Below are 6,323 nucleotides of genomic sequence, written 5' to 3'. Positions count from 1 at the left end.
GCTCGTCGCCAGCGTGGAGCCCCCGAGCCACACCCGCCCGCGCCACGTCGTGCTCGCGCGCGGAGCGCGCCTCGCGGGTGACCAGGAGCTCGACGACCTCGAGGAGATCGCCGTCGTGCTCCTGCCGGTCGCCGAGCTCCGTCGGCGGCTGCCCAGCGGCCTGCTCGGCGCGACCGAGCAGACCTACCTCGCCCTCGACCACGCGGGTCTGCTCTAAAAGTTCGACGACCCCTGGTCAGACGGGGTCCGATCTGTGCCCGGCCCCGTAGGGTCGGGTCATGGACCGCCGGATCTTCGGGATCGAGAACGAGTACGGCGTCACGTGCACGTTCAAGGGCCAGCGCAGGCTGAGCCCCGACGAGGTCGCCCGCTACCTGTTCCGCAAGGTGGTGAGCTGGGGCCGGAGCAGCAACGTGTTCCTGCGCAACGGCGCACGGCTCTACCTCGACGTGGGCAGCCACCCCGAGTACGCCACGCCCGAGTGCGACGACGTGGTCGAGCTGGTCACCCACGACAAGGCGGGGGAGCGGGTCCTCGAGGGGCTCCTGCTGGACGCCGAGCAGCGGCTGCACGACGAGGGCATCGCCGGCGAGATCTACCTCTTCAAGAACAACACCGACTCGGCCGGCAACTCCTACGGCTGCCACGAGAACTACCTCGTCGGCCGGGCGGGGGAGTTCAGCCGGCTCGCCGACGTCCTCATCCCGTTCCTGGTGACCCGCCAGATCATGGTGGGCGCCGGCAAGGTCACCCAGACGCCCCGCGGGGCGTCGTACTCGGTCTCGCAGCGCGCCGAGCACATCTGGGAGGGCGTCTCCAGCGCCACGACCCGGAGCCGACCGATCATCAACACCCGCGACGAGCCGCACGCGGACGCCGAGAAGTACCGCCGCCTGCACGTGATCGTCGGCGACTCCAACATGAGCGAGACCACGACCCTCCTCAAGGTCGCCAGCTGCGACCTGGTGCTCCGGATGATCGAGGAGGGCGTGGTGATGCGCGACCTCACGATGGAGAACCCGATCCGCGCCATCCGGGAGATCTCCCACGACGTCAGCGGTCAGCGCAAGGTCCGCCTGGCCAACGGCCGGGAGGCCAGCGCCCTGGAGATCCAGGCCGAGTACCTCGGCAAGGCGCGCGACTTCGTCGACCGGCGTGGCATCAGCACCCCGACCATCGAGCGGACCCTCGACCTGTGGGAGCGGACCCTCAAGGCCGTCGAGTCCGACGACCTCGGCCTGGTCGACCGGGAGATCGACTGGGTCATCAAGTGGAAGCTGATCGACCGCTACCGCGCGAAGCACGGGCTGCCGCTGGGTCACCCGCGGATCGCCCAGCTCGACCTCGCCTACCACGACATCCACCGGGGCCGCGGTCTCTACTACCTGCTGGAGAAGCGCGGGGCGGTCGCACGGGTCACGACCGACCTCAAGATCTTCGAGGCCAAGTCCGTCCCGCCCCAGAACACCCGGGCCCGGCTGCGCGGGGAGTTCATCCGGCGGGCCCAGGAGCGCCGCCGGGACTTCACCGTCGACTGGGTGCACCTCAAGCTCAACGACCAGGCGCAGCGCACGGTGCTGTGCAAGGACCCGTTCCGGGCCTACGACGAGCGCGTGCAGCGGCTCATCGACGGCATGTGAGGCAACTAGGGAACTCTCAGGCCAGCCCGTTAGGGTTTCGCCCGGTACTTGCCGTCCCTGACTCGAAGGTCCCCACGTGTCTGCCCTGCGCCGTCTGCCCCTCCTGCTGGTCCCTGCGCTCCTGAGCGTGTCCCTCGCCGCCTGCGGCGAGGACCCGGTTCCCGCCGAGCCCACCAAGGAGCGCCTGGACGCGGTCGAGATCACCGGTGAGGTCGGCGCGGAGCCCGAGGTGGCGTGGTCCAGCCAGATGACCGCGGGCGACATCGAGTCCGAGACGCTGGTGGAGGGCGACGGCGCGGCGCTCGAGGACGGCGACCAGGTGCTGGCCCATCTCTGGATCGGCAACGGTTTCACCCAGGCGAAGGCGTTCAGCACCCATGACGAGGACGCCACCGCCGAGCTGGTGACCCTCGACGACCAGCTGCCGCCCTTCCTCGCCGGGATCAAGGGCGCGACGATCGGCTCCCGGATCGCGGTCACCAGCTCCGCCGAGGCGGCCTTCGGCGCCGCCGGCAACGCGCAGCTCGGGATCGGCAACAAGGACTCCGTCCTGGTCATCATCGACCTGGCCTCGGGGATCGACGACGGTCCGACCGGCACTCGGCCGCCGGCGCCCGACTGGGTGCCGCCCCTGGAGTTCAAGAAGGGCGTCATCTCGGGCTTCGACTTCGAGGGCGTCCCCGAGCCGACCGACCAGCTGCAGAAGGCCGTCCTGTTCGAGGGCGACGGGCCCGTGGTCGAGACCGGCAACGCCATCGTGGTGCGCTACCTGGGCCAGGTCTACGGCGGCAAGAAGCCGTTCGACGAGAACTTCAGCGCGGACGCTCCGACCTCGTTCGCGATCGGCACCGAGGCAGTCATCAAGGGCTGGGACCAGACGCTCGTGGGTGCCACGGTCGGCACCCGGATGGTGATCGCGGTCCCGCCGGAGCTCGGCTACGGCGAGGAGGGCAACCCCGACGCGGGCATCAAGCGCACCGACACGCTCTACTTCGTGATCGACGTCCTGGCCACGGCCTGAGTCTCCGGGGCCAGGGGTGTCGACCACGAGCAAGAGCGAGCGGCTGCTCAACCTGCTCATCATGCTGCTGGTCCAGCGCCGCTACGTCGCCAAGGACCGGATCCGGGAGATCCTCTACCCGGACTCGACCGTGGACGCCTTCGAGAAGATGTTCGAGCGCGACAAGGAGGAGCTGCGCAGCCTCGGTGTCCCGATCGAGGTGGGTCAGATGGACGCCTACTTCGACGACGAGCCCGGCTACCGGGTCCGGCCCGACCTGCTCGCCCTGCCGGACATCAGCCTGACCGCCGACGAGGTGGCCGTGGTCGGCCTGGCCACGAAGGTGTGGCAGCACGCCAAGCTCGCGCGGGCCACCACCGAGGCGGTCCGGAAGCTCACCGCGCTGGGCGCCGACCTCGACGTCTCCGCCCTCGACATCGTCGAGCCCCGGCTCAACGCCGACGAGCCGTCGTTCGACGTCTTCCTGGAGGCCACGCAGGAGCGGCAGGCGGTGACCTTCGACTACCGGCGGCCGGGACAGACCGAGCCCACCACCCGGCATCTCCAGCCGTGGGGCGTCACCCGCTACTCGGGTCGCTGGTACGTCGTCGGTTTCGACACGGACCGGGACGCGGAGCGGGTCTTCCGGCTGTCACGGGTCGAGGGCCGTCCCCGCAAGGTCGGCGCGCCAGGAGCGTACGAGGTGCCGGCGGACGTCGACCTCGGAGAGGTGGCGCGACGGCTCGCCCCCGCGGTATCGACGGAGCGTGTGGTGCTGCTCGTGCGCCAGGGCGCCGGGCTGTCGCTGCGTCGGGACGCGGAGGAGCTGGAGACTGGCGTGACCGGCCCCGACGGGGCGGCGGACTGGGACCGCCTCGCCGTCCAGCGCGCCGCGAACGGCGTGGTGGACGAGGTCCTCGCCTTCGGCCCCGACGTCGTGGTCGAGGGCCCGCCCCGGGTCAGGCAGCGTGTCGTCGACCGGCTGGCCGCCGCACTGGCGGAGGTGACCTCGTGAGCGCCGGCGCCGCCGGTGCGAAGGACCAGGTCGCCCGCCTGCTCACCCTCGTCCCGTATCTCAAGGCTCGTGGCGAGGTGCGCCTCGACGAGGCGGCGTCGGCCCTGGGCGTGAGTGCCGAGCAGCTCCTCAAGGACCTCAAGGTGCTGTGGATGTGCGGGACGCCCGGCGGGATGCCCGACGACCTCATCGACGTCGACGTCGCGGCCCTGGAGCCGGAGGACGGCGACGGGATCCGGACCGACGGGATCATCCGGGTCTCCAACGCCGACTACCTCGCCAAGCCGCTGCGGCTCACGCCCACCGAGGCCACGGCCCTGATCGTCGCGCTGCGGGCGCTGCGGTCCGGTGCCGGCGACGAGACCCGCGAGGTCGTCGACCGCGCCCTCGCCAAGCTCGAGGCCGCTGCTGCCGAGGGGGCCGAGGCCGCGCGGGTCGAGCCGGGGAGCGACGCGGCGGACACCGACGGGGCCCTCCTCGCCACCCGCCTGCAAGGTGCCGCGGACCAGCACCGTCAGGTCCGGCTGAGCTACTACGTGCCCTCGCGCGACGAGCAGTCCGAGCGGGTCGTCGACCCCCGCGGGGTCGTCAACCGCGACGGGCACGCCTACCTCGACGCCTGGTGCCACCTCGCGGAGGCGCCGCGGCTCTTCCGCCTCGACCGGATCGTGGCCGCCGACGTGCTCCCGGACCCGATCGCGACCGAGCCCGCCGCTCCGCGTGACTTGGCCGACGGGTTCTTCACCCGCGACACCGAGGTCACGCTGGCCACCGTCCTGCTCGACCCCGCCGCTCGGTGGGTCACCGACTACTACCCGGTGGAGGCCGTCCGCGAGGCCGGGGACGGCCGCCTGGAGGTCGACCTCCTGGTGGCCGACCAGCGCTGGCTCACCCGACTGGTGCTCGGACTGGTGCCGCATGCGCGGGTCCTGGCGCCGTTGACAGCGGCAAACGCGGTCATCGCGGCCGCACAGGAGACGCTCGACCTGTACACATGACCGTGGTCGTACGATGGAGTCCGACCGCCACACCCACGTGAGGACCGACATGTCGCCGCTGCTCATCGGAGGACTCGGCACGACCGAGCTGCTCATCATCCTGGCCGTCTTGGTCCTGTTGTTCGGCGCCACCAAGCTCCCCGAGCTCGCCCGCGGCAGCGGCCGCGCCCTGCGCATCTTCAAGGCCGAGACCAAGGGTCTGATGGACGACGAGGACGACGCCACCAAGACTCCGGAGCAGCGCGAGCTCGAGGCGCGCCAGGCCGACCTCGCCCAGCGGCAGGCCGAGCTGGACGCCGAGGCCGAGCGCATCCGCCGCGGCGAGACCACCTGATCCTGAGCTCTTGATCCGACGCCTGGCCGGCCTCCTGCGAGGCTCGCCCGTCCATCCTGTCGGCCCGGACGGCCGGATGGCCCTCTCCGACCACCTGCGCGAGCTGCGGGCCCGGTTGATCCGGTCGTCCTTGGTCGTCCTGGTGGCCTTCCTGGTCGCGCTCTTCTTCTACGACCAGCTCTCGGACCTGATCCGGGTGCCGTACGACGAGGCGGTACGCCGGCTCGGTGGCACGGTCGAGACCAACATCGTCGTCAACGACGTGACCGGCCCGCTGATGCTCCAGCTCAAGCTGTGCGGTGTGGTCGCCGTGGTCGGCGCCAGCCCCTACTGGCTCTACCAGATCTGGGCGTTCATCCTCCCGGGCCTGCACCCCTCCGAGCGCAAGTGGTCTCGGATCTTCGCCGCGCTGGCCGGTCCGCTCTTCTTCGCCGGCGTCGCGACGGCGTACTTCGTGCTCCCCAAGGCGATCGAGGTCCTGATCGGGTTCACGCCCGCCGACGCCACCAACCTGGTCGACTTCGGCCGGTTCTTCTCGTTCATCAGCCGGATGCTGCTCGTGTTCGGCATCGCGTTCGAGATCCCGCTGTTCGTCATCATGCTCAACCTTGCCGGGGTCGTCTCGGGCAAGACGCTGGGCCGTTACCGACCCTGGATCGTGATCGGGACGTTCGTCTTCGCCGCGGTGGCCACGCCGTCCACCGACCCGTTCTCCATGCTGTTCCTCGCGGTCCCGATGCTGGTGCTCTTCCTCGTCGCCGAGGTGATCGCCAGGCTCATCGATCGGCGGCGAGGCCGGACCGACCCGCTCGCCCAGGTCGGCGACGACGAGCTGTCCCCGCTGTGACCCCGCTGGACGCGTTCGACCTGCCCGACTGGCTGGGGGAGGGCGAGGTCACCTGGACCTCCGACGACGTCACCCGCAGCGGCTCCTCCGTCGCGGGTTTCCTGGTCGGCGCCGGCGACGACCAGCACCCGTGCGACCTGCTCGCCGTGGACCTGGCCTACCCGGCCCCCGTGGTCGACGACAGCATCCGGACCGCCGCCCACCAGGCGTGGATGCACGGCCAGGTGCTGCTCCTGGACCGGGACGGCCGACCGACGCTCGCGGTCCCCGGCACGTCGTTCACCGCGGACACCGTGCTCGACGCGGTCACCAGGCTGGCGAAGGCGGTCGGCGCCGCGCCGTCGGCGTACTCGGTGCGGTTGCGGTTGGGTGGCAGCTGAGCTCCTCGGGTTGGGCGTAGTGCCCGCACGCGTTGCCGGACCTCGGGCTGGGCGGGCGGCCGCGCGCGTACCAGCCCGGCTCCCGCCGTCAAGGATGCTTCGCACCGCT

Annotated in this window: 8 protein-coding genes; all 8 read left to right on the top strand. The window is 71.1% G+C overall.

Annotated features, from left to right (window positions below; all coding sequences use genetic code 11):
- A partial coding sequence (locus tag JHD21_RS19535) for a hypothetical protein (protein WP_292678650.1) occupies positions 1 to 217 on the top strand: 217 nt, incomplete at its 5' end.
- 61 nt (positions 218 to 278) lie between these two features.
- Positions 279 to 1,640: a Pup--protein ligase gene (gene pafA, locus JHD21_RS19530; RefSeq protein ID WP_292678648.1), complete on the top strand. Its 1,362-nt coding sequence runs from the start codon at positions 279 to 281 to the stop codon at positions 1,638 to 1,640.
- 76 nt (positions 1,641 to 1,716) lie between these two features.
- Positions 1,717 to 2,661, top strand: a complete 945-nt coding sequence (locus JHD21_RS19525; RefSeq protein ID WP_292678644.1) for an FKBP-type peptidyl-prolyl cis-trans isomerase — start codon at positions 1,717 to 1,719, stop codon at positions 2,659 to 2,661.
- A 16-nt stretch (positions 2,662 to 2,677) separates the two neighbouring features.
- Positions 2,678 to 3,655, top strand: coding sequence for a WYL domain-containing protein (locus JHD21_RS19520; RefSeq protein WP_292678642.1), 978 nt, complete (start codon positions 2,678 to 2,680; stop codon positions 3,653 to 3,655).
- Entirely contained in the window at positions 3,652 to 4,653 is a 1,002-nt protein-coding gene (locus JHD21_RS19515; RefSeq protein WP_292678639.1) for a WYL domain-containing protein, read from the top strand. Before JHD21_RS19520 ends, JHD21_RS19515 begins: the two co-directional genes overlap by 4 nt.
- Positions 4,654 to 4,666: 13 nt before the next feature.
- Positions 4,667 to 4,987 (top strand): twin-arginine translocase TatA/TatE family subunit, encoded by a 321-nt coding sequence (gene tatA / locus JHD21_RS19510; protein WP_292678636.1) that lies wholly within the window; start codon positions 4,667 to 4,669, stop codon positions 4,985 to 4,987.
- 10 nt (positions 4,988 to 4,997) lie between these two features.
- The gene (gene tatC / locus JHD21_RS19505) at positions 4,998 to 5,834 is read left to right on the top strand and encodes a twin-arginine translocase subunit TatC (RefSeq protein WP_292678633.1); all 837 of its coding nucleotides are present in this window, start codon (positions 4,998 to 5,000) and stop codon (positions 5,832 to 5,834) included.
- Complete coding sequence (locus tag JHD21_RS19500; protein WP_292678631.1) at positions 5,831 to 6,214, top strand: hypothetical protein; 384 nt, start codon at positions 5,831 to 5,833, stop codon at positions 6,212 to 6,214. The genes tatC and JHD21_RS19500 overlap by 4 nt, the downstream gene beginning before the upstream one ends.
- Positions 6,215 to 6,323: the final 109 nt, after the last annotated feature.

The sequence above is a fragment of the Nocardioides sp. genome (assembly GCF_016462705.1).
In the GTDB taxonomy this organism is placed as follows: Bacteria; Actinomycetota; Actinomycetes; order Propionibacteriales; family Nocardioidaceae; genus Nocardioides.
Note: the sequence above shows the minus strand (reverse complement) of the source record. Positions and strands in the feature narration are given on the sequence as shown.

What these genes read in the sequence shown, in the direction of transcription:
- pafA (WP_292678648.1), top strand. Translation starts at nt 279, where the DNA reads ATGGACCGCCGGATCTTCGGGATCGAGAACGAGTACGGCGTCACGTGC.
- tatA (WP_292678636.1), top strand. Translation starts at nt 4,667, where the DNA reads ATGGAGTCCGACCGCCACACCCACGTGAGGACCGACATGTCGCCGCTG.